Annotated in this window: 19 protein-coding genes and 1 pseudogene; 10 read left to right on the forward strand and 10 right to left on the reverse strand. The window is 71.0% G+C overall.

Annotated features, from left to right (window positions below):
* Window positions 1-106 precede the first annotated feature (106 nt).
* From alc to DSY14_RS12080, 6 genes are all read right to left on the reverse strand, one after another.
* On the reverse strand, window positions 107-1234 hold the full coding sequence (alc, locus tag DSY14_RS12055; protein WP_211716605.1) for an allantoicase: 1128 nt from the start codon (window positions 1232-1234) through the stop codon (window positions 107-109).
* An 87-nt stretch (window positions 1235-1321) separates the two neighbouring features.
* On the reverse strand, window positions 1322-2248 hold the full coding sequence (locus DSY14_RS12060; RefSeq protein ID WP_211716640.1) for a LysR family transcriptional regulator: 927 nt from the start codon (window positions 2246-2248) through the stop codon (window positions 1322-1324).
* Between the two features lie 126 nt (window positions 2249-2374).
* Window positions 2375-3877 (reverse strand): nucleobase:cation symporter-2 family protein, encoded by a 1503-nt coding sequence (locus tag DSY14_RS12065; RefSeq protein ID WP_211716606.1) that lies wholly within the window; start codon window positions 3875-3877, stop codon window positions 2375-2377.
* A 468-nt stretch (window positions 3878-4345) separates the two neighbouring features.
* Window positions 4346-5242, reverse strand: a complete 897-nt coding sequence (gene pucL / locus DSY14_RS12070; RefSeq protein ID WP_211716607.1) for a factor-independent urate hydroxylase — start codon at window positions 5240-5242, stop codon at window positions 4346-4348.
* 230 nt (window positions 5243-5472) lie between these two features.
* Window positions 5473-5817 carry a hydroxyisourate hydrolase gene (uraH, locus tag DSY14_RS12075; RefSeq protein WP_211716608.1) on the reverse strand — a complete coding sequence of 115 codons (345 nt, stop codon included), beginning with the start codon at window positions 5815-5817 and terminating at the stop codon, window positions 5473-5475.
* On the reverse strand, window positions 5814-6368 hold the full coding sequence (locus tag DSY14_RS12080) for a 2-oxo-4-hydroxy-4-carboxy-5-ureidoimidazoline decarboxylase (RefSeq protein ID WP_211716609.1): 555 nt from the start codon (window positions 6366-6368) through the stop codon (window positions 5814-5816). The genes uraH and DSY14_RS12080 overlap by 4 nt, the downstream gene beginning before the upstream one ends.
* 439 nt (window positions 6369-6807) lie before the next feature.
* Here DSY14_RS12080 and DSY14_RS12085 point away from each other — a divergent pair, with 439 nt between their 5' ends.
* The 3 genes and pseudogenes from DSY14_RS12085 (at window position 6808) to gcl (ending at window position 10688) form a co-directional block, all read left to right on the forward strand.
* Complete coding sequence (locus tag DSY14_RS12085; RefSeq protein ID WP_211716610.1) at window positions 6808-7605, forward strand: hydroxypyruvate isomerase family protein; 798 nt, start codon at window positions 6808-6810, stop codon at window positions 7603-7605.
* Window positions 7606-7761: 156 nt separating this feature from the next.
* Window positions 7762-8661: pseudogene (locus tag DSY14_RS12090) on the forward strand (2-hydroxy-3-oxopropionate reductase); the annotation flags it as partial.
* A 311-nt stretch (window positions 8662-8972) separates the two neighbouring features.
* Complete coding sequence (gcl, locus tag DSY14_RS12095) at window positions 8973-10688, forward strand: glyoxylate carboligase (protein ID WP_211716612.1); 1716 nt, start codon at window positions 8973-8975, stop codon at window positions 10686-10688.
* Between the two features lie 200 nt (window positions 10689-10888).
* Here gcl and DSY14_RS12100 read toward each other — a convergent pair whose 3' ends face one another.
* Window positions 10889-11371 carry a hypothetical protein gene (locus tag DSY14_RS12100; RefSeq protein WP_211716641.1) on the reverse strand — a complete coding sequence of 161 codons (483 nt, stop codon included), beginning with the start codon at window positions 11369-11371 and terminating at the stop codon, window positions 10889-10891.
* Window positions 11372-11388: 17 nt separating this feature from the next.
* The gene (locus DSY14_RS12105; RefSeq protein ID WP_249187744.1) at window positions 11389-12441 is read right to left on the reverse strand and encodes a hypothetical protein; all 1053 of its coding nucleotides are present in this window, start codon (window positions 12439-12441) and stop codon (window positions 11389-11391) included.
* 683 nt (window positions 12442-13124) lie between these two features.
* Between DSY14_RS12105 and DSY14_RS12110 the strand changes: the two genes are divergently transcribed.
* The 3 genes from DSY14_RS12110 (at window position 13125) to leuA (ending at window position 16919) form a co-directional block, all read left to right on the forward strand.
* Entirely contained in the window at window positions 13125-14240 is a 1116-nt protein-coding gene (locus DSY14_RS12110) for a protein-L-isoaspartate(D-aspartate) O-methyltransferase (RefSeq protein WP_211716614.1), read from the forward strand.
* Window positions 14241-14446: 206 nt separating this feature from the next.
* Window positions 14447-14779: a hypothetical protein gene (locus DSY14_RS12115; RefSeq protein ID WP_211716615.1), complete on the forward strand. Its 333-nt coding sequence runs from the start codon at window positions 14447-14449 to the stop codon at window positions 14777-14779.
* A 439-nt stretch (window positions 14780-15218) separates the two neighbouring features.
* Window positions 15219-16919 carry a 2-isopropylmalate synthase gene (leuA, locus tag DSY14_RS12120; protein ID WP_211716616.1) on the forward strand — a complete coding sequence of 567 codons (1701 nt, stop codon included), beginning with the start codon at window positions 15219-15221 and terminating at the stop codon, window positions 16917-16919.
* A 77-nt stretch (window positions 16920-16996) separates the two neighbouring features.
* Here the strand turns inward: leuA and DSY14_RS12125 are convergent, their stop codons facing one another.
* Both DSY14_RS12125 and DSY14_RS12130 read right to left on the reverse strand, forming a co-directional pair.
* A complete protein-coding gene (locus DSY14_RS12125) occupies window positions 16997-17440 on the reverse strand; it encodes a GNAT family N-acetyltransferase (protein ID WP_211716617.1) in 444 nt (147 codons plus the stop codon).
* A gap of 495 nt (window positions 17441-17935) precedes the next feature.
* On the reverse strand, window positions 17936-18853 hold the full coding sequence (locus DSY14_RS12130) for a CAP domain-containing protein (RefSeq protein ID WP_211716618.1): 918 nt from the start codon (window positions 18851-18853) through the stop codon (window positions 17936-17938).
* A gap of 381 nt (window positions 18854-19234) precedes the next feature.
* On the opposite strand from DSY14_RS12130, the gene recO reads away from it, so the two are divergent.
* The 4 genes from recO (at window position 19235) to DSY14_RS12150 (ending at window position 22561) form a co-directional block, all read left to right on the forward strand.
* Entirely contained in the window at window positions 19235-19966 is a 732-nt protein-coding gene (gene recO / locus DSY14_RS12135; protein ID WP_211716619.1) for a DNA repair protein RecO, read from the forward strand.
* Entirely contained in the window at window positions 19963-20790 is an 828-nt protein-coding gene (locus DSY14_RS12140) for an isoprenyl transferase (RefSeq protein WP_211716620.1), read from the forward strand. The genes recO and DSY14_RS12140 overlap by 4 nt, the downstream gene beginning before the upstream one ends.
* A gap of 32 nt (window positions 20791-20822) precedes the next feature.
* Entirely contained in the window at window positions 20823-21584 is a 762-nt protein-coding gene (locus DSY14_RS12145; RefSeq protein ID WP_211716642.1) for an SGNH/GDSL hydrolase family protein, read from the forward strand.
* Between the two features lie 140 nt (window positions 21585-21724).
* Window positions 21725-22561 (forward strand): SGNH/GDSL hydrolase family protein, encoded by an 837-nt coding sequence (locus DSY14_RS12150; protein ID WP_211716621.1) that lies wholly within the window; start codon window positions 21725-21727, stop codon window positions 22559-22561.
* The last annotated feature ends 135 nt before the right edge of the window (window positions 22562-22696 follow it).

The raw sequence follows: 22696 nt of genomic DNA on the forward strand, positions 1-22696 counted from the left end.
GCCCGCACACCACGGGCGTCCGAGGTGCCCGCCGCACCGTGGGTGCCCGAACACGGGCCCAATCCGGAGCGGAGGCCCCAGAGGACACAGCGGGCCCCGGAACCCCCTACTCCTGCGCCGCCTCCCAGCGGGACCGGAGGTCGGCGGTGCCCCGGTCGGTGAGGGAACCGTAGACGTGGAGACGGGACAGGCCGCCGTCGGGGAACACGTCGGTGCGCACATGGGTCACGGTCACCGGCCTTTCCAGGACGAAGCGGTGCACGCTGTCGGGCTGCAGGCGGGTGCGACCGATGATCTCGAACCAGGCGTCCGGGTCTGCGGCGTGCGTGTCCCGACCCAGGACCGTCACCCAGCCGGCGGAGTTGCCCTTGAGGTAGGCGGTGTCCAGTTCGAGCGCGCGCACGGTGGCCTGCGCGGTCAGCCGGAAACGGACCCAGTCGTGGCCGGTGTCGCGGCGGCGCCGGTTCTCCCAGCCGTCGTCCATCTTGTGCGAACGGCCCGGCGTGATGATGTTCTCCGGTGCCGAGTAGAACCGGTCCGAGGCGTCCTCCACCGTGCCGCCGTTGAGCAGCGCCGCCACGTCGAACGCGCTCTGGGCGGCCAGCCAGCCGGGGTCGGCCACGGGCTCGCCGTACACGCGCAGCCGGGCCACGCCGCCGTCGGGGAACTGCTTGAGGCGCAGGTGCGTCCAGCGGCGGGTCGCGGTGACCTCGAAACCGTTGGCGGCGTGCCCGTACACGGGCGTACGGGGTACCAGTTCGGTCCAGTCGGCCGCGAGCAGCTCCTCGGTGGTGGGGGTGCCCTCCACCTGGGCGGCCTCGACCGCGATCTCGGTGGGGTGGTTGCCACGGAAGTGCGCGGTGTCGACGTTGAGCGCGCGGACCACGCCGGGCAGGGCCAGTCGGATCAACGCCCAGTCGTGGTCGTCGGTGGTGGGGTGCGGCCGGTCGGCGTCGACACCACGGCGGCGCCGGGTCTCCCAGCCGTCCATGACCTTGCCCTTGTGTCCGAACGCGTGCGGGTCGAACTCCGCCGGTCCCGGTTTGAGGAGGTTCTCGCGGTGGGCGAAGAACTCGTCGTTGGCGGCGAGCACGCCGCCGCCCAGACGCCGGTCGGCGAGGTCGACCAGGCCGGTGAAGTCGAGCCGGGTCTCCTTGTAGTCGGCGAAGGGGTGGCCGCCGCCGTAGGGCTGCGCGTTGTAGTCACGAGGGTCGAAGGTCCTGGCCCCGCTCATGGTGCTCCTGTCGCGTCGGGTGGTGGGACCTGTTCAGGTTGGCAGGAGCGACCGGTAACTTCCAGCGAAACTTTTTGACCTATATGTTCACTTGATCTGAACGGATGAGCTGCGCAGATCCGCGGCGATCCGGTTCAGTGCGCTCAGGGCCGCGTCGATCTGGGGACGTTGCCCCGACCCCGCGCGGACCGCCCAGACCACGTGCCTGCGGGGTCGGTCCGCCCGGGGCGTCCGCAGCACCACTCCGGGCGTCTGCCCGGCCGCGGCCAGCCGGGGGATGAGCGCCACCCCCAGCCCCGCCGCCACCATGTCCAGGATGGCGCGCCAGTCCGAGGCCACGTGCCCCTGGACCGGCACGAAACCGGCCTGGGCGCAGGCGGCCAGGGTGATGTCGCGCCAGGGCCCGGAGGCCCCGAAGATCCACTGCTCCTCGGCCAGGTCGCGCAGATGGGGCGCGGGGGCGTCGGCCGACCGATGGCCCGCGGGCAGCGCCACGTCCAACGGGTCGGTGAGCAGTTCTCCACGCTCGTAGCGTCCGTCCTGGTCACCGGGGACCTGGGCGGCCAGGGACAGGACGATGTCGACCTCGCCCGCCGCCAGCAGTTCGTACACCTCGGCGGCCTCCGCCTGGTGCACCCGGGTCCGCAGGTGCGGGTGGGTGCGGCGCAGCGCGTGCAACGCGGGCACCACCAGGGTCGGGATGGCGGTCGCGAAGGAACCCACGCGTACCCGCCCGGCCTCGCCCCGCACGAACCCGTCCAGCTCGGCCTCGGCCCGCTCCAGTTGGGCCAGGACCACGTCCGTGTGGCGCAGCAGCACGTGCGCGGCGTCGGTGAGCCGGACCCGGCGCCCGTGCGCCTCCAGCAGCGCCACGCCCACTTGGTGGGACAGCGACGACAGCTGCTGGGAGACGGCGGAGGGTGTCATGGACAGTGCCTCGGCGGTCGCCCGGACGGTGCCGAGTTCCTGGAGGGTGCGGAGCACACGGAGTTTGCGCAGGTCCCAGTCGGTCATCCTCACAGACATACCATTCACCTCCGCTGAACGGAATCGCGACCGCGCACGACTCGGGCGGGCGCACGGCGACCGTGCGCCCGCCCGAGCGGGGTCGGGGCGCCGGGGGTCACCCGACGCCGTCGGTCAGGTGCGTTCGGGCCGGTCGCCCCCGTCCGTGCGGTAGGCGGCCCCGGCCTGGTCGGTGTACTTGGCCTCACCCGGGCCGGCGCTGCCGATCTCCGCGTGGTCGATCTCGTCCGGGGGTGGCGCGACCGGGCGTCCGATCACGTTGAAGCAGAGGTTGAGCAGGATGGACACCAGGGCCGCCCCGATGATGCCCGAGTGGGCGACCAGCTCCACCGACTCCGGCAGGAACATGTAGAACGTGGGGTAGGCCAGGGGGATGATCGCCACGCCGATCGAGGCCGCCACCAGGATCAGGTTGAGGTTGTCGGTGAAGTCCACCTTGGTGAGGGTCTTGATGCCGCTCGCCGCGACACTGCCGAACAGCACCAGACCGGCGCCGCCCAGGACCGGCGTGGGGATGGCCGCCATGACCCCGCCCAGGACCGGGAACATGCCCAGGGTCAGCAGGAGGGCGGCCCCGGTGGCGACCACGTAGCGGCTGCGGATCCCGGTCAGGGCCAACAACCCGATGTTCTGCGCGAACGAACTGGTCGGGGTGGCGCCGAAGATCGGGCCGATGATGGACCCGCTCACGTCGGCGCGCAGGCCGGCGGAGATGCGTCGGGCGTCCACCTTGGACCCGGTGATCTCGCCGACGGCGATGATGTGCGAGGCGCCCTCGGTGAGCACCACCAGCATGATGATGCACATGGTGATGATCGCGGTGATCTCGAACTGCGGGGCGCCGAAGTAGAACACCGAGGAGGGGTCGAACACGAGGTCGGCCTCGCCGACCCGGCTGAAGTCGGCCATGCCCAGCGGGAGCGCCACGAGCGTGCCCACGACCAGGCCGAGCAGGATCGACAGGCGCCCCCAGATTCCCGGGAAGAGCCGCGATCCGACGAGGATGACGGTGAGGGTCAGCGCGGCCAGGCCCAGGTTCCCCAGGGGGGCCGCCGGCACCACGGAGCCGTCGTCCAGGGTGCGTGTGGCGTCGTCCATGATCCAACGGGCCGCCACCGGCATCAGGCTCACCCCGATGACCGTGATGATCGTGCCCGTGACGATGGGCGGGAAGAAGCGGATGAGCTGCCCGAAGAACGGGGTGAGCAGGAGCGCGAACACCCCGGCCGCCATGGAGGCGCCGAAGGCCACGGGCAGGTTCTCGCCGTTCTGGCCCGCGGCCAGGGCGGTGATGGCGCTGACGGGAACGAACGAACAGGCCACCACGATCGGCATCTGCGCGCCGATCCGTCGGTGGCCCACGGTCTGCAGGAGTGTGGCGATCCCCGCCACCAGGAGCGCGCCGCTGACGAGGATGCCCATGGCGGCCGGATCGTTCGCGAGTCCGGCGGCGGCTCCGATGACCAGGGCCGGTGCCACCGCACCGGCGTACATGGTGAGGATGTGCTGGAGTCCGTAGACGATCAGGAGCCGCGCGGGCAACCTCTCGTCCTCGGGACGGCGGGGGGTCGTGGCGGTTGTTGTGGCCGAGTCCTTCGCGGACGGACTGTTCGACATGGCCAGTTTCCAGCCTTTGCGATCGACGGTCGTGGATGACCTGGTTGCGGATCCGTGGATCCGGTGTGTCGCTTGCGGCCCGGGCGGCCCGTTTCCGGGCACGCCGAAGGCCGGTGGGGCCCACGGTGGGGTGGGCCAGGCGAGGGGTTCCTCGGGTGGTGTCCTCGGGCGGGCGAGGCGAGCGGGATCGCGGCTCGGTCGTGGGGAACGCCGGAGGATCCGGGGCCCGGCCGCACGCGCGGGCCCCGGAGGTAGGGAGGTGCCGAGGTCGGCACCGAGGTGGGGGAGGGCCTCGGTCACCGCGGCGTTCGGTCGGAGGGTGCGGGGCGGGACCGCCCGTCGCCGCGGTTCACGAACGCGGGAGCCGTGCGGGGCCCCGGCCCGGTCCCCTGGGTCCGACGTGCGCACCCCCCTCACGCGGGCGCGGTACGGGGAGGGGCGTGACCGAACGGCGTCCTCGGCGGGCCGCTAGACGAAGCCCGGGACGGACTTCCAGGCGTCCCCGGCCTCGGGTGCGTCGTCACGTTCGACGACGGCCTCGATCTTGCCGTAGGGACGGTCGGCGGCGAAGAAGACCTCGTTGGGGTTGTCCAGACCGAACGGGGACAGATCCACGAGGAAGTGGTGCTTGTTCGGCATGGAGAAGCGGATCTCCGCGATCTCCGGGTGGTTCTCCAGGACGGCCCGGCCCATCGCGTACAGCGTCTGCTGCAGGGCGAGGCTGTGCGTTTCGGCGAAGGCCTCCAGGCACAGGGCGCGGACGGAGGCGTAGGCCTTGTCGAAGTCGTGCTCGGCGCCGACGTAGCGCCAGCGGGCGGTGACGTCGGTGGCCAGGATGCGGTCGGTGGTCTCGGCCAGCGTGGTGTACCGCGTCCTCGGGTAGCCGTGGAACTCCGACCCGGTGGACTTCAGGACGGTCAGGCCCTCGAACCCGGAGACCACCCACTCCCGGTCGCCGTCCTTGGTCACGACGGTGGTGCGGGTCTCGGCACCGTTGCGGGAGAACGCGTGGTCGTGGGGGCCGCCGGAGGTGGTGATGCGGTCCCAGGAGTACTCGTGGATCTCCTGGCGGGCGCCGTGGACGTACTCGTGCTCGTCCACGAAGTGCCGGGCCAGCCGCAGGGCGAAGTCCTCGATCGCGCCGACACCGCCCCACTCGCGGGCCTTGGCGTAGACGGTGTTCTTCTGGGTGTCGGTGGGCAGGCACTTGGCGTTGTCGCCGACCGTGTGGACCTCCTCCAGGTCACCGCGCAGCTGGGAGGTGACGTTGACGTCCTTGATCCGGTGGACGTCGGTGTCGCGGTTGACGTGGACGAGGCGGACCTCCGCCTTGCCGTACTGGTTGTCTCCGAGTCTGATGCCCATCAGGGTGAACTCCATCCGTGTGGATCGGTTTCATCGCGTGCGCCGGTGCGCCGTGCGTATGAGGGAGGACCGCTGTGGTCATGCGGAAGGACCTGTCACGCATTCGAGGATCGAGGTGTCGCGGGTGGCGTGGGTCGGGCGGAGGGCCTCCTCGGGGCGTGGGTCGGGTGCGTCGGGGCGGACGGGTTCCGGTGCGGGGGCTCTCCCGCGGTCGGTGCCCTGACGTGGGACTAGGAGCCGCGGTAGGTCGAGTAGGAGAACGGGCTCAGCAGGAGCGGCACGTGGTAGTGGGCGTCCTCGTCGGCGAGGTCGAACACGATGGCGACCTCGGGATAGAAGCCCTTCTGCGCGGTCGCGGCGAAGTACGCCTCGGTGTCGAACACGACCCGGTAGTACCCGGCGGGCAACCGCTCGGGTCCGAAGTCGGGGACGCGTCCGTCGTCGTTCGTGCGCGCCTCGGTGACCGGCTTCCAGGAGGTGCGCGCGGCGTCGACCGCGGCCTCCAGCCGCACGGGCACGTTCCTCGCGGGCGATCCCAGCGCCGCGTCGAGGACGTGGGTGGTCACGTGGCTCATGTGGCCTCCAACAGTTTGACCAGTCGCAGTCCGGCGATCCCGCGCAGCTCGTCGCCGACCACGGCCAGTTCGGTCTCGGGGTCGTTGTCCAGGCGGGCGACCAGGTCGGCGAGGAGCTCACGACCGGTGCGTCCGCTGGCGCAGACCAGGTAGATCTGCCCGAAACGACCCTCGTACTCACCTTGTGCGTAGGTGAAGATCCGTTGGACGCGTGTGGAGGCGTCGTCGGTGTCGGCGGCGAACGCGGACTGTTCCCCCCGTGACCAGGACGCCTCGGTGTCCTCGCCCTCGGCCTTCTCTCCGATGCGCGGGTGGCGGGCCAGAGCGGTGGCCACCTCGTCGGCGGTGACGGCGCGGGCCAGCTCGTCGGCGCGGGCCAGCAGACGCGCGCGGTCGTCGAAGGGCGCCTCGTCGGCGAGGGTCCGCACCCAGCGGTCGACGTCGAGGCACTGCGCGAGTTCGGTGCGCAGTTCCTCCGGCGACAGACGGTTCAGGCGGGCCAGTCCCGGGTCGGGGATGCTCCCCGACGGGTCCGGGGTGGTCTCGGGCATGTGTTCTCCCTGGGCCGGTCCGGTGGTCCTCCCCGAGGCGGGGCGGCTGTCCCGCACCGTAGGAAGGTCTGCGGCATCGGCCTTGCTTTCGTAGAGCAGATAGCTGATTCCGTATTACGGATTGGAGGGACTCTAGTTGATGGCGGTGTGACCTTGTCAACACTGGCTGGGGGTAATCCGCGAAAATCTCCGCGATCCGTGCCCGCCCGGTAAGAGGCCCAGGAATTGCGTGGACTTCGATGGCGTGGGTGCGCCGGGAGTGCCCGGGGATCGCGCCCGGAGGTCGCGTTCGGTGGCCGGATGGTCGCCGAGTGGTCGTGGGCCGAGTGTTCGGGGAGGAGAGTGGTTGACAAGCCGCGGTGGAGCGCTGCACACTCAAATCATTCCTTAAAGCGAAAACTAGTTTCCGAAATGTGGAAGTAGCTTCTGGAGGTCGCACATGAGCCACACACTCGGGTACACGGTGAACTGCTCCCTGTTGTTCACCGAACTCCCCGTCAACGAACGCCCCCAGGCCGCCCGGGACGCGGGCTTCCACGCCGTCGAGTTCTGGTGGCCCTTCGAGACCGCCACCCCCGACCAGGCCGACGTCGACGCCTTCGTCGCCGCGATCGACACCGCCGGCGTGCGCCTGACCGGTCTCAACTTCTTCGCCGGCCGGTTGCCCGGCCCCGACCGCGGCGTGCTCTCCCACCCCGACCGCGCCGCCGAGTTCCGCGCCAACGTCGACGTGGTCGTCCAGATCGGTGAACGCACCGGGGCCACCGGCTTCAACGCCCTCTACGGGCTGCGTCAGGACGGCGTCGACCCGGCCGAGCAGGACCGCGTCGCCCTGGAGAACACCCTCGCCGCGGCCGAGGCCGTCGCCAAGGTCGGTGGCACCGTCCTGGTCGAACCCCTCAGCGGGTCCGAGGCCTATCCGCTCAGGACCGCGGCCGAGGGTCTGGCCTTCGTCGCGCGCGCCCGGGAGGCCGGCGCCGACAACGTCGCCCTCCTCGCCGACCTCTTCCACCTGGCCGTCAACGGCGACGACGTCTCCGCCGTGGTGCGCGACCACGCCGCCGCCTTCGGGCACGTCCAGATCGCCGACGCCCCCGGACGGGGTGAGCCGGGGACCGGCACCCTCCCGCTCGACGCACTCCTGACGGCCGCCCAGGCCGGCGGCTACCGGGGTCTGGTGGGATTGGAGTACAAGCCCACCGTTCCCACCACCGACAGCTTCGGCTGGCTCCACTAGCCGGCGACCGCAGCGACCGGTCGCGCTCCACCCGGACCACGTGCGCCGCGCGCCCCGGGCACCACCGACCCCGTGTCGGAGGGGCCGCACGGTCACCCGTCCGCCACCACAGCCTCCGCGCCCCACGAGTGACGCCACACCGGGCGCACCGACAGACAAGGACCCACCATGTCCGCCCAGAAGATCGCCTTCATCGGCCTCGGCATCATGGGCCTGCCGATGGCCGTCAACCTCGTCCGTGCCGGCCACACCGTCACCGGCCACAACCGCAGCCCACAGCGCGTCGACGCCCTGGTCGACCAGGGCGGCCTGCGCGGCGGCAGCGTCGCCGAGGCCGTCGCCGACGCCGACGTCGTCATCACGATGGTCCCCGACTCCCCGGACGTCGAGGCGGTTCTGACCGGTGAGGGCGGCGTGTACGACCACGCCAAGCCCGGCACCCTCGTCATCGACATGAGCACCATCCGGCCCGACGTCGCCCGCGCCCTGGCCGCCACCGGCGCCGAGCGCGGCCTCCGGGTCCTGGACGCCCCGGTCAGCGGCGGCGAGGCCGGTGCCGTGGAGGCCAAGCTGTCCATCATGGTCGGCGGCGCACCGGAGGACTTCGCGGCGGCCCGGCCGATCTTCGACGTCCTGGGCACCACCCCCGTCCTGGTCGGCCCCAGCGGTTCGGGACAGACCGTGAAGGCCGCCAACCAGCTCATCGTGGCCGGCAACATCCAGCTCCTGGCCGAGGCCCTGGTGTTCCTGGAGGCGCACGGCGTGGACACCGAGTCCGGCCTGGAGGTCCTGGGCGGCGGGCTGGCCGGCAGCACCGTCCTGCAGCGCAAGGGCCCGGCCATGCGCGAGAGGAACTTCGCCCCCGGCTTCCGTGTCGCCCTGCACGACAAGGACATGCGCATCATCACCGACTCCGCGAGCGCCGCCGGTGTGGCGATCCCCCTGGGGTCCCAGGTGGCGCAGTACGTCGCCGCGCTCAAGAACCAGGGGCACGGCGGCCTCGACCACTCCGCGCTGCTGAAGATCGTCGAGCAGCTCTCCGGCCGCGACGACTAGTCGTGTTCCCCGAGGGCCTCCGCCCGCGCCCGTGATCGGGCGCCCGACGACGAGCGGCGCGGTGGAGGCCCCGAGAACACGACCCCGACACCCCGCCCCATCCCGGCCCCCGGGACGGGTCGGGGACGCCCCACCGAGGAACCGTGGAACGCGGGCGACGCCGTCGCCCCCGGGTGTTGGCCCACCCGGGATCAGCGCGACGGCACCGCCCCGCCCCTGGCACTGCTCCGGCCCTCGGCACCGGGACCGCCCGCCCTCACCGGGCGGTCCCGGCACACCCCAGCCACCCCAGCACTGAAGGGTTCGCAATCATGGCGAAAATGCCCGCGATGAACGCCGTCGTGGAGGTTCTCAAGGACGAGGGCGTGGACACCGCCTTCGGCTGCCCCGGCGCGGCGATCCTCCCGCTCTACAAGGCCCTGGAGGAGGTGGGCGGGATCGAGCACCTGACCGTCCGCCACGAGGAGGGCGCCACCCACATGGCCGACGGATGGTCGCGCACCACCGGCAGGGTCGGTGTGGCCATCGGCACCTCCGGACCGGCCGGCACCAACATGATCACCGGCCTGTACACGGCCATCGCCGACTCCGTCCCGATCGTGTGCATCACCGGCCAGCAGCGCACCGACCTCCTCGACAAGGAAGGGTTCCAGGCGGTCGACATCGTCGAGATCGCCAAGCCCGTCACCAAGTGGGCCGTGCAGATCAAGGAGGCGGCCACCGCCCCCTGGATCTTCCGCGAGGCCTTCCGCGTCGCCCAGGAGGGGCGCCCGGGGCCCGTGCTCATCGACATCCCGGTGGACGTCGCCCAGAAGGTCATCGAATACGACCCGGCCCTGGACAGCGCGCTCAAGCTCACCACCGTCGAGCCGCACCAGCCGCGCGTGGAGAAGGCCCTGGACCTGTTGCTGGAGGCGGAACGTCCGCTCATCCTCGCGGGTGGGGGCGTGATCCTGGCCGAGGCCTCCGACGACCTCCGCCGGCTGGCCGAGTACCTCCAGGTGCCCGTCCAGGTCACGCTCATGGGCAAGGGCTCCTTCGACGAGGACTCCCCGCTGTACTCCGGGATGACCGGCGTGCAGACCTCCCAGCGGTACGGCAACGCCTCCTTCCTGGAGTCCGACCTGGTCCTGGCGGTGGGCGCGCGCTTCGCCGATCGCCACACCGGACAGATCGACGTGTACCGGGGCGAGCGCCGGTTCATCCACGTCGACATCGAGGCCACCCAGATCGGCCGGGTCTTCGAGCCCGACCTGGGCGTGGTCTCCGACGCGCGGCTCTTCCTCCGGGAACTGCTCAAGGCCGCCCAACGCCGAGAGGCGAGGGCACGGGTGGGGGAGTGGATCGCCCGCGTCGCCGAGCTCCGGAACACCCTGACCCGCCGTGAGGACTTCGACGCCGTCCCGGTCAAGGCACCGCGCGTCTACAAGGAGATCAACGAGGTCTTCGACGCCGACACCTACTTCGTCACCGCCATCGGCCTCTACCAGATCTGGGGCGGCCAGCACCAGAAGGCGTACAAGCCGCGCCGCTACCAGATCTGCGGCCAGGCCGGCCCGCTCGGCTGGGAGATCCCCGCCGCCATCGGCGTGAAGAAGGCGCTCAAGCACACCGCGCCCGACGCCGAGGTCGTCGGCATCGTCGGTGACTACGGCTTCCAGTACATGGTCGAGGAACTCGCCGTCGCCGCCCAGTACCACGTGCCGTACGTGATCATCATGCTGAACAACGAGTACCTGGGCCTGATCCGCCAGGCCTCCATCCCGTTCGACATGAACTACCAGGTGGACATCCACTACGACGAGTACGGCACCGACAACGTCAAGCTCATGGAGGCCTACGGGTGCTCCGGGCGGCGCGTGTGGGAACCGGGCGAGATCCGCGACTCCCTGGAGTGGGCCCGCAAGGAGGCCAAGGCGACCTCCCGTCCGGTCCTCGTGGAGATCATGATCGAGCGCGAGGCCAACACCCCGCACGGCCCGGCGATCGACGCGGTCAAGGAGTTCGAGCCGCTGCCGGGAGCCTGACCCACGGACCGCCTCGGACCGGAACCTGCACCCCGACCCGAGGCACGGCCCCCGCCGTGACCGGCCGGCGGGGGCCGATCATCTCGTCGCGAGCCGCGCCCCGGGCCGGCCCTGGTCGTGGAGGGCGCTCGGTGGGTGGATCGCCGGCCGCATGTGGCCGACTCGGCACACCCGGCCCCCGGTGGGGCCGGGGCCCGACCTCACGCGCGGCGGGCGCCCTCCGGCCAGATCACCTCGACCGGAAGACCCTGCCCCCGCGCCGCGACCACGGCGTCGGCGGTACCCCCGCGGCCGTCGGACGGGCACCCGTCCCAGACCGCGAAGAGCCGTTCCACCTCCGCCAGCACGGCACGGTTGGCGTCCTCGTAGGCGGCGCGGTCGGCGTGCATGTGGGGCATGTACCGCACGGTGGAGGCACGGATCAGGAGGCCGTCGAAGTTCGCGCGGTCGTGCGGCTTCACCTTGCTCTCGCGATAGTCCGCGGAGGGGAGCACGACCTCGACCCGGCCGCCGGCGCGCAGGACGGCCTCGGCGAACAGCTGGTCGGCCCCGCGTGCCAGACAGGAGATGCCGACCAGGGTCTCGTCCCGGTACGGAGCCAGGGCCGCACCGAGGGCGTGGACGACCGCCTCTCGGCTCTCCTCTGCCAGGTTGGAGTGCCCGGTGATCCCAATCCGTGTCATCATGCCCCTTTTGTCATCTATGGCGTTGGCAGCAGCGTAAGGGAGAGTTCGTCACGTATCGCCGCCGTGTCCGGCTGCCGGTGCAGCGCCGACGATTCGACGTACCAATCGCGCAGACGCCTTCGCACTCGTCCGGACGCCATCCCCGGCCCCGACTCCAGGGCCGCCCGGACCGCCCGTGCCGACTCCACCCCGTCGCCCAGGGCCGCGTACGTGCGACCCAGCCCGATGAGGTCGAAGGTCCGGCCGCGCCCCGACCGCCGACGCGCCAGCGCGGACGTGATGTACTCCGCCGACCTCAGGGCGAGACGTTCGGCCTCGCGCCCCTCCACCGTTCGGCTCAGGTCGCGGTAGCGCGCGCCCACCACGCCGGCCAGTTCGGCCTCGTCCAGCCCGTGGGACCACTCGGGTCGGGTCCCCTCGTCCCCGGCCAGGAGGTCCTCGGCCTGGCCGACCGTGCGCTCGAACGAGGCCGTGCGTCCCATGTGCGCGTACGACCACCCCTCGCGCGTGCGTAACAGGGCGCGTACCGCGGGCGGTGCCCCCAGGGAGGCCGCCTGGTCCAGGGCCAGGCGCGTGATGTCGAGCGCGTCCTCGGGGTGGTGGAGATCGAGCATCTGGCGGGCCATGTCGGCCAACACCCGGATGCCGAAGGGCGCGTGTTCGGGCCCCGCGTACCGGACCGCCCGCAGGGAGAGCGTGTAGTAACGCTGCGCGGTGCTGTGGTCGCCCGTGTCGAAGGACATCGCCGCCACGATCCGCGCCAGCTCGGCCATCACGGCGAACAGTCGCTGCTGCACGTCCGGGCTCTGCCGGTGCTCGACGAGCTCGGAGACCTCCGAGAGCTGGCCGATCACCGCCTTGCGGCGGGTGCCCATCCGCCAGCGGTCGTCCCAGTGCCGCAGACACACGGTCGCCGCCTCGATCCCTTCCAACTCCATCGCGCCGATCGTCGCCCCGCCCCAGGGGGCGCCCCGCGGCCCCGGGGCCGCCCACCGTTCCACGAGTTCCGTCAGCGCCGCCCCGGCCAGGATCGTGCCGCCGATCGCGAATGCATCTCTGCGTTTCATGAGGTCCCTCAGTGTGTTGTCGGCAATCTCCCGAGCCGTATCGGCCGAGGGGGATAAGTCGCCATTACGCACAGAGGATTCTGTCCAGGACATCTCTCTTTCATTCTCGGACTTCGAGGCGGCCAGCCCCAGAACGGTCCTGGCCTGAGTGGGCATGGCCAGACCGTCGGCCACGCGGAGCCAGGTGTCGAGCGCGGTGACCGATCGACGCCCGCTCATGATCGCGCTCACGTGAGGCTGGGCCATGTCGACCGCCGAGCCGATCGTCTGCTGGCTCGCTCCGGTGTACTGGCGCACGAGTCCGAACAGGGCGCCCGCGTCCCTTCGCGCCAGGCAGACGCGAACGTCATTTCGGTTCCAGAACGGACCCGGGGGGTGTGCCCTGGGCGAGAGCTGCGATTTCGCCATACATATCACCGGTGTATATCTGCGAAGGATTCCGCGCCGACGGGGAAACGGGGTTTGCTCACCCTGTTCATCCTTACCCGGATTCGGTGGCCGCGTAATGGACCGAAGACCCTGATCGGTCGCTGCACCGGCCACGCTCGGAGGCCTGCCATGTCCAGCGCACCGTCGTCAGTCGTCCGACCCACCGCCGAGCGGCCCAGACCGGTGTCCGCGGGCCCGGGCGGGCCGCCCACCCACGCGGGGGAGGTGGAGCCGTGAACCGGGCCCATCGGAGGATGGTCGACCGCCTCCGTGAGGAGGTGGGCGTGGGCCCCGCATGGGAGCTCGCCTTCACCGACATCCCACGCCACCTGTTCCTGCCCGGTCGCTTCGTCCTGGACGACGGTCGGGGCGAGGTCGACCGGTGGGACGACGAGGAGCGCTGGCTGGAGGCCGCCTACGCCGACGAGGGGGTCACGGTCGGACACCACCCCGGTGCCGGACGCGGCGGCGCCCGTGCGACCGGCCCCGTGTGTTCGCCCTCCCGGGCGGCCGATCTCCTGGTCCGCGCCGACCTCACGCGCGGCATGCAGGTGTTGGAGATCGGGACGGGGAGCGGTTACTGCACCGCCCTGCTCAGTGGATTCCTGGGCGAGGAGGCGGTGACCTCGGTCGAGATCGACATCGAACGCGCGGAGCACGCGCGCGTCAACCTCCTCGGGGCGGGCTTCGCCCCCTCGGTGGTGGGCGGCGACGGCGCGGTCGGCCGGGCGGCCCGGGCCCCCTTCGACCGGGTGCTCTCCTCGGTGCCGATCGTGCGCGTACCGAGCGCGTGGGCGGCCCAGTGTCTGCCCGGGGGGCGCATCCTCACCCGCTGGGGGTGGTCCTTCTCCCGGGACCTCGTGGCCGACCTCCGGGTGGGCGTCGACGGCCGGGCCCGGGGCCGCTTCGCGATCGCGCGACCGTGCGGGCCCACGCTCTCCGGCTACCACGAGGCCGCCCTCATCTCCCGGTTCGTGCGGCCGGGCACGGAGGAGCGGACCCGCACCTGCGCCCTCGACGCACGGGACCTGACGGACGAGTCGAGCGCGTTGTGCTGTGGACTCGCCCTGCCGGGCGTGCACCGCATCGTGCGGCCGGCCATGCTGGGGTCGGACCTGCGTGTGGCGGTCTACCTCATCGATCCGGTGTCCGGTTCCTGGGCCCTGGGGTCCACCGGCGCGGAGGCGCCCGGGGGGATCCTCACCAGGCAACGTGGTCCGCGCATGCTCTTCGACGAGTGGGAGCGCGTGCATCGTTGCTGGCAGGAGGCCGGACGGCCGGTGCTCTCGCGCTTCGGAGTGACGGCCACGCCGGTGGGCCAGACCATCTGGCTGGACGATGAGACGTCCGTGTGGGCGGTGACGGAATGACGCCGCGCGAAGGTACGACCGGGACACGCGGACACACGGGGCTCCCCCTGTTGCAGGTCCCGCGTCCGTCGGGCCCGTGCCCGCCCACGTCCCGCCGCTACCCCCAGGACGTCAGGGCCCTGGCCAGGGCCCGACACGAGTCGGCCCGCGATCTGCGAAGGGTCACCGACATCGGGCCCTCGCGACGGGCCGCCGTGATCCTCTGTGTGAGCGAGATGCTCGCGATGACCATGCGACGCGCGCTCAGCGGCGGACGTCGCACGGAAGTGGTGCGCGTGCTCTCCGTGGGGCGGGCCGGCGACGCGACCGTCCTGCGTCTCATCGTCACCGAACGGCCGTTGGGCGTAGACACGGACTCCGTGGCCCACCCGTGGACGGGTGAACACGACACCGACGGTCGGCGGCTGGAGATGGTCGACCAGCTCAGTGATCGTTGGGGCACGCGCAGACTGCGCTGGGAGCGCGGGGAACCGGTCACCATGCTCTGGGCCGAGTTCGTGCTCGCACCCGAACCGGAGGAGCGGTCCGCGCCGAGATGAAGAAGAAGGAGGTCCGTCGGCGGTACCGGCCTCGCGGTGGCAGGGCTCACCTGCCGACCGGAGCCTCGGGTGTTGGCCGCACCCTGGGTCCCGCCGACGGACTCCGTGTGACCCCCTAGCACTGAAGGGTTCCCTTCCAGGGTAACCGGCCACGTCTCTATCTTGAAGTCGAGGTACCCGATTTCGAAGATCGTCCGAAATCCACACAGGTCGCACGAGAACACACGGTTCACGGCGCTGGCATCTCAACATGTGAGCATCGGGTACCGGATTCTCGCGGCCGTCTGCTAGCGTGACCTTCGTTATGTTGCGCGAGCTGCTCCTCCTTAGTGGCCGCGGCGGGGATCGTTAAAAGGTCGGCCCCTCGCCGCGGGACTTCGGCATGCCGTGTCGGCCGTTACATCACGTGCCACGAGATCTCCCGAGGAGCAACACCACCATGGTGCCGCAGCAGAAGCCCAGCCCGATGCCGTTCCAGCGCTACCAGGCGTTCACGCCGGTGGACCTGCCGGACCGCACCTGGCCTTCCACGACCATCACCGAGGCGCCCCGCTGGCTGTCCACCGACCTGCGCGACGGCAACCAGGCGCTCATCGAGCCGATGGACCCCGCCCGCAAGCACGAGATCTTTCGGCTGCTGGTCGCGATGGGCTACAAGGAGATCGAGGTCGGCTTCCCGTCCGCCAGCCAGACCGACTTCGACTTCGTCCGGTCGCTGATCGAGGACGGCCTGATCCCGGACGACGTACAGATCTCCGTGCTGACCCAGGCCCGCGAGGACCTCATCGAGCGCACCGTGCAGAGCCTGGTCGGCGCCAAGCGCGCCACCGTGCACCTGTACAACGCCACCGCGCCCACCTTCCGCCGCGTCGTCTTCCGGGTCGACCGCGAGGCCTGCAAGAACATCGCGGTCGAGGGCACCCGCCACGTCATGCGCTTCGCCGAGCAGTACCTGGGCGAGACCGAGTACTTCGGCTACCAGTACTCGCCGGAGATCTTCGTCGACACCGAGCTGGACTTCGCCCTGGAGGTCTGTGAGGCCGTCATGGACGTCTGGCGACCCGGCCCGGGCCGCGAGATCATCCTGAACCTGCCCGCCACGGTCGAGCGCTCCACGCCCAACGTCTACGCCGACCAGATCGAGTGGATGAGCCGGAACCTGTCCCGGCGTGAGCACGTGGTCCTGTCCGTGCACCCGCACAACGACCGCGGCACCGGGGTGGCCTCCGCCGAACTGGCCGTCATGGGCGGCGCCGACCGCGTCGAGGGCTGCCTGTTCGGTCACGGCGAGCGCACCGGCAACGTCTGCCTGGTCACCCTGGGCATGAACCTGTTCAGCCAGGGCGTGGACCCCAAGATCGACTTCTCCGACATCGACGAGATCCGCCGCACGGTCGAGCACTGCACCCAGCTGCCGGTCGCGCCCCGCCACCCGTACGGCGGCGACCTGGTCTACACGGCCTTCTCCGGCTCCCACCAGGACGCCATCAAGAAGGGCTTCACCGACCTGGAGGCCCGCGCCGAGGAGGCGGGCACCCCGGTCGAGGAGTACCCCTGGGACGTGCCGTACCTGCCCATCGATCCCAAGGACGTGGGCCGCAACTACGAGGCGGTCATCCGGGTCAACAGCCAGTCCGGCAAGGGCGGCGTCTCCTACATCATGCAGCGCGACCACTCGCTGGACCTGCCGCGCCGCCTGCAGATCGAGTTCTCCCAGGTCATCCAGGGCTTCATGGACGCCGAGGGCGGCGAGTTCCCCGCCGACCGGATCTGGGACATCTTCTCCGAGACCTACCTGGCCGACACCGGCCCGGTGGCGGTCTTGGCGCACCGCTCCAGCACCGCCGAGGACGGCACCTACACGATCGAGGCCGACGCCCGGGTCAACGGTGAGATCCGCGAACTGCGGGGCACCGGCAACGGCCCCATCTCCGCCTTCGGCGACGCGCTGGCGGACGTGGACGTCAAGGTCCGCGTGACCGACTACATCGAGCACTCCATGGGCGAGGACGGCAACGCCCGCGCCGCCGCCTACGTGGAGGCCGAGATCGACGGCCGGACCGTGTGGGGCGTGGGCATTCACAGCAGCATCACCACGGCCTCGCTCAAGGCCATGTGCAGCGCCATCGCCCGCGCCTGACCCACCACGCCTCCGACGCACGGAATCGACACGCTCCCGGACGGGGCCCGCGACACACGTCGCGGGCCCCGTCCCGTTCACAGGTACGGGGAGAACCCGCCGCCCTCCCCGGGGCTGAAACCGCAGGAGCGGTAGAACGTGTGCGTGTAGGCGTCCTCGGCGGAGTAGAACCGGATCTTGTAGCGGCCCTCCCGCTCGGCGATGCGTCGGACCTCGGACAGGAGCAGGCGGCCGACGCCGCGGCGGCGGTGGTACCCGGAGACCATCAGGTTCTCCATGAGCGGGCGCGGACGCCCGGCCCGGCTCAGGTTCGGCGCGACCACGCAGTCGACCGTGCCCAGCAGTCCCGCGGCTCCGTCGTCCGCCACCAGCAGTGATCTTCCGGCCTGCGCCTCGACCTCCGCCCGGCCTCGGGCCGCCGGCACTTCCGAGAGCACGGGGTCCTCCGGGTACATCTCGCCGAGGAGACGCAGGACGCCGGGAAGGTCGGCGCCGGTCGCGGGCCGGATCCGGATGCTCACCCGTGGCACCCTCACGGACGCGGCGCGGTCGGACCAGGCCCCGCGCACCGCACGGGTCCGCTACGTGGGCCTGGAGCGCCCCGAAGGGCCGCCCGAGGGGTGGAGGTCGGCACCCAGGCGGATGTGCCCGGTCTCCTCGGCGATACCACCTCGGCTTCGGACCGGGCCTCGGTCTCGGACCGCGACCCGAGAAGCACGTGACCGCCCGGTGGAGGCGCGCCGGCCTCCTCCGTACGGGACGAGGCACCCCGGCGGTCTCCTTCTCCACCGCCGCTCCGGGGCGGAACCCTGATGACCGACCGTCGTACCCACCTCTCCCGGTGGGCACCGTTCCGGCTTCCTTCCGCCACCCGAAGCCATCAGCCGGAACACGCTCCCACCGGACGTGTTCGGCGAACGCGAACGGACCGCACCCCTCGGGGTGCGGCCCGTTCCCGTGTCCCGGTCGGTCCGTTCCGGCCATCGCCGAGGCCCGCGCCGGAGAGCTCTCCCCGGCTACTGGTAGCCGAACTTCTGCGTCCAGGCCCGGTCGGCCTCGCCGACACCGATGGCCTTCAGGTCGCAGTTGAGGATGTTCCTGCGGTGGCCGTCGCTGTTCATCCAGGCGTCCATCACCTGTGCGGCGGACTGCTGGCCCTTGGCGACGTTCTCCGCGCCCCAGGAGTCGTAGCCGTGGCGCGCGGCCCGATCACCCGGGCCCTCGCCCTCGGGGCTCTCGTGGGCCATGTAGTCGCGGGCGGCCATGTCCTCGCTGTGTTCCTGCGCCGCCGACGCCAGGCGGTCGTTCACCTGGACCGGATCGCATCCGTGCGAGGAACGTTCGCTGTTGACCAGGGTCACGACCTGGGTGGCCATCGGACCACCGATGGTGGGGGAGTCGCCTCCACCACTGCCACCGCCGCTGCCGCCGCCGGTCCCGCCACCACCTCCGCCCCCGCCGGTCCCGCCGTCCTCACGGTCGGTCTCCTCGGTGTCCTCCGGAGAGTAGGAGGCGGTGGCCTGGGCGGTGCGTGTACCGCTGTCCCCGGAGGGCTCGGCGGGCTCGCTCCGGTCGGTGGATTCGACGAAGAAGTCATCGTCCTCCTCGGCGTCGGGGATCAGGGAGTCGTCGGCGACGGCCCCCTCTCCGATCTGGCCGGCGGCGGACGTGCCGTCCGCGGCCTCGGAGGTGTTCCCCCCGGCCGTGTTCAGGACCAGGGCTCCGGCCAGGGTGAGCCCGACCGGGACGGCGGCCACACCGACCATGAGGGGCACGATGCGGCGCTTCCTCCGACCTTCGGAGCCACGTCCCTCGGACCGGGAGAACGCGTCCTCATCGGCGTACGTGTCGTCCGTGTCGTACTCGTCGTCGTATCGATCGTCGTACTCCGGAGGTCGGTTCCTGCGGAGCGAGCGCTGTTCGCGAGCGCTCATCCTGCGCCTGCCTCGGCGACCTCGCGCCATAATCGCGTACCTTCCGTGCCGGGATGGGGATCATGCGGGCACCCCCCGCGGGGTGGTCGGGTCCGGGACCCGCCGGGCTCCACCGCCCGGGGATGATCTTCCCCGGACCGGCTCTTCCCGTGCCCATGGCCACGTGTGCAAACGGTGGCCTGCCTCAGACGGAGCTCGTGGGACGCCTGGGCGGTACGGAGCCGCGAGGGATGGGCGGCACGCCCGGGAATCGAGCTCCCTAGCGCGTGAGAGTAGAGCAAATATCCGCAAAAGGGAATCCAAACCGTAATAAACCAGTTCAGGGTGGTCGGCGTCGTGGGGGTCGCCCCGAGAGTCGGACACATCCGCGACAATGGGTGTGTGAGCCTCTACCGAGACGAGGGTGTCGTCCTGCGCAACCAGAAGCTGGGCGAGGCCGACCGCATCATCACCCTCCTGACCCGACGCACCGGACTGGTGCGCGCCGTCGGCAAGGGCGTACGTCGCACCAAGTCGCGCTTCGGCGCCCGCCTGGAACCGTGCACCCACGTCGACGTCCAGTTGCACACCGGACGCACCCTCGACGTGATCACCCAGGCCGAGACCGTCCGTTCCTACGGCGCCGCGCTGGTCCACGACTACTCCCGCTACACCGCGGCCACGGCGATGCTGGAGACCGCGGAGAAGATCGTCGCGGTGGAGAAGGATCCGGCGCTGCGCCAGTTCCTCCTGCTCATCGGCGCACTGCGCACACTGGGTGAGGGAAGTCATGACTCCCGGCTCGTCCTGGACGCCTACCTTCTGCGGTCCCTGGCCGTGGCCGGGTACGCCCCGGCCCTGACCGAGTGCGCCCGATGCGGGACCCAGGGGGAGCACCGTGCGTTCGCGGTGCACGCCGGCGGTATGGTCTGCTCGGTGTGCCGTCCGCACGGCTCCGTGTACCCCGCACCCGAAACGGTCCGACTCATGTTCGACCTGCTCGGAGGCGACTGGGACAGCGCGGACGCCAGCGACGGCAGGCACCGCTCCGAGTGCAGTGGGATGGTCGCGGCCTACCTACAGTGGCACCTGGAGAACGGAATTCGATCACTGCGCCATGTGGAGCGTTCTTGAGTCTGTTCAGCTTCGACAACGGTGGGCGGAGCCGGCGGGAGTACACCGCGTCCGACCCGCACCCCAGTGGGGTACGCCCCCCACAGCTGCCCGCCGAACTGGTGCCCCGCCACGTCGCCGTGGTCATGGACGGCAACGGCCGTTGGGCCAAGGAACGCGGTCTGCCGCGCACCGAGGGCCACAAGGCCGGGGAGTCCTCCCTCTTCGACGTGATCGAGGGGGCCCTGGAGTTGGGCGTCCCCAACCTGTCCGCCTACGCCTTCTCCACCGAGAACTGGAAGCGTTCGCCCGACGAGGTGCGCTTCCTCATGGGCTTCAACCGCGACGTCATCCGCCGGCGCCGTGACGAGCTGCACGCCCGCGGTGTACGCGTCAAGTGGGCCGGGCGCTCCGGGATGCTCTGGAAGAGCGTCATCAAGGAGCTCCAAGAGGCCGAGGAGATGACCAAGGACAACACGGCGCTGACCCTGCAGTTCTGCGTGAACTACGGAGGCCAGGCCGAGATCGTCGACGCCGCCCGCGTGCTGGCCCGCCAGGCCGCCGAAGGGCTGATCTCCCCGGACAAGATCACCGAGGAGACCCTCGCCCGGCACCTGTACGCCCCGGACGTCCCCCCGGTGGACCTGTTCGTGCGGTCCTCGGGCGAGCAGCGACTGTCCAACTTCCTGCTCTGGCAGAGCGCCTACGCCGAGTTCGTCTTCCTGGAGACGCTCTGGCCCGACTTCGACCGCCGCGACCTGTGGCGGGCCTGTGAGATCTACGCGAGCCGGGACCGACGTTACGGCGGTGCGGTACCCAACCCGGTCGAGGGGGAGGCGAAGTGAAGAACGGCGAAGGTTCGTCGCTCAGGTCCGGGATGTCGCTGGTGGCGATGGGGGACAGCTTCACCGAGGGTGTCGGTGACCCCTATCCGGACGGCTCCGGGGTCTTCCGGGGTTGGTCGGACCGGTGGGCCGAGCACCTGGCCGACCACGTCGGTGAGATCCGGTACGCCAACCTTGCCGTGCGCGGCAAGCTCATCCGGCAGATCGTCACCGACCAGCTGCAGCCCACCCTGGACATGACCCCGGACGTGGTCACCCTGTGCGCGGGCGGCAACGACCTGCTGCGCCCCGCCGGCGACCCCGAGCGTCTGGCGCGCATCCTGGAGCACACCGTGTCCCGCCTGCGCGCGGGCGGCAGCGAGGTCGTCCTCTTCACCGGCGTGAACGTCGCGACCGGATACATGCGCGGTGCCATCGGCCTGTTCGCCCGGTACTACATGAACGTGCGCGCCATCGCCGACGCCCACGGCTGCCACCTGGTGGACCAGTGGTCCATGGACGTGCTCACCGACTCCCGCGCCTGGGACGAGGACCGACTGCACATGTCGCCAGAGGGGCACCGCCGTCTGGCGCTGCGCGTGGCCGAGGTCCTGGGCGTCCCCACCGCCGAGCGCTGGGACGAGCCCTGGCCCGAGGTCGAGCCGGTCGGGTGGGCCGAGGCGCGCCGTGAGGACCTGCACTGGGTGAAGGAGTCCCTGGGGCCCTGGATCGGTCGACGTCTGACCGGGCGGTCCTCGGGTGACACGGTGAGCGCCAAGCGGCCCGAGCTGACACCGCTGACCAAGGACCGCTGACCTCGGTCCGTCCGGAGCGACGACGGTCGCTCCGTGCGTCCTCCGGCACACCGCCCGTGGTGTGAGCTCCACCCCAAAACGTGACGAAGCATCAACCTACTGTCGCGTAACCCAGGGGTCGGGTTGCATCATCGAACACCATGAGCGGTGTGCCGACCGGATTCCCCGGTGACCTGATGAGCAAGGAAATCCTGTCCTACGTGGCCCTCGGCGACAGCTTCACCGAGGGCATGAGCGACCCCTACCCGGACAGCCGCGGCGCGCCCCACGGCCGCTATCGGGGCTGGGCCGATCGTGTGGCCGAGCACCTCGCCGAGCACGTGCCCGAGGTCCGCTACGCCAACCTGGCCATCCGTGGCCGCCTCATCGGCCGGATCCGGGAGGAGCAGGTGCCGCGCGCGGTCGAGATGAAGCCCGACCTCATCACGCTGTGCGCGGGCGGCAACGACATCATCCGCCCCGGAAGCGACCCCGACCAGGTCGTGGAGATCTTCGAGTCCATGGTGGCCGAGCTGCGCGCCACCGGTGCCCGCGTGGTCGTCTTCACCGGCTTCGACACCCACTGGCAGCCGGTCATGCGTCACCTGCGCGGCAAGATCGCCACGTACAACATGCACATGCGGGCCGTCGCCGACAAGTACGGCTGCGACGTCGTGGACGTGTGGAGCATGCGCGCCCTCGACGACAACCGCGCCTGGAACTGGGACCGACTGCACCTGTCCTCGGAGGGCCATCGTCGGCTGGCCCTGCGCGTGTGCGAGGTCCTGGACGTGCCGGTCGAGGGCGACTGGAACGAGCCGTGGCCGCCGCCGGAGCCCCGCGACTGGCGCACCGCCCGCCAGGAGGACCTGCACTGGGCGCGCGAGTTCCTCGTTCCCTGGATCCACCGCCGGCTGACCGGACGCTCCTCCGGCGACGGCGTGAGCGCCAAGCGCCCCAGCCTCCAACGGTGCGAACCCGCGCGCCACGGCGACTGACGCCGGAACCGGCGCGAAGCGCCGGGCGCGCGGCCTCCGACGGCGACCCACCGACATCGCGTGGTGCGACGGCCACGGCAACGCCCCATCGGCGCACTGGCCGGGACGGCGCCCCGTGGGCCCGAACGGCGTGCC

It is taken from the genome of Nocardiopsis sp. MG754419 (genome assembly GCF_018207095.1).
In the GTDB taxonomy this organism is placed as follows: Bacteria; Actinomycetota; Actinomycetes; order Streptosporangiales; family Streptosporangiaceae; genus Nocardiopsis.